This is a genomic window from Roseateles sp. P5_B10 (genome assembly GCF_056400485.1).
In genome coordinates this window covers 1-571 of sequence record NZ_JBFULE010001653.1, presented here as the reverse complement: position 1 = coordinate 571, position 571 = coordinate 1, and the positions used below count along the sequence as shown (strand labels likewise).

The following is a 571-nucleotide window of genomic DNA, read 5'->3' as shown; positions in this document are numbered from 1 at the left end:
ATGCAATCTCGGCGAGGCTCTTGCCGGCACCGAGCAGTCGCAGGATCTCCATCTCGCGCGAATTCAGCTTCGACAGCGGGCTTTGCGTCAGCGCAGGACCGGCAAAAGCAAGGCTTCGTGCCATCGCCGGTGGGAGATACACGCCGCCGCGCGCAACCTCATAGACGGCCTCCAGCAGATCGTGCGGGTCGCCGGTCTTGGAGACATAGCCCTTGGCGCCACTCTCGATCGCACGGGCTGCGAAGATCGGGTCGTCATTCATGCTGAACATGATGATGCGCATCGTGTCGTCGCGCAGCAGGATGCGCCGCGCCAGTTCATATCCGGACACTGTCGGCAGGTTGATATCGATGATGCAGATATCGGGGTCTCCGGTCAGAAAGACCTGCTCCCCACTGGCGGCATCGGACGCTTCCAGCAGTTCGATCTCCGGATCGTCCGCGAACACCGCGCGGCAGCCCRATGTGACGATGGGGTGATCATCGACGATCAGAACGCGCATGGGTTAACCCCGTAAACTCTGTCGGCCAGAAACTCTGTCAGCAAGTCTCGACCTGCTCCTCGATTGCTG

General features: G+C 61.1%; 1 protein-coding gene. It reads right to left on the bottom strand.

Annotation, left to right across the window (positions count from 1 at the left end; translation table 11 throughout):
* A partial coding sequence (locus tag AC1DU6_RS35140; RefSeq protein WP_477863187.1) for a response regulator occupies positions 1–502 on the bottom strand: 502 nt, incomplete at its 3' end.
* Between the last annotated feature and the right edge of the window lie 69 nt (positions 503–571).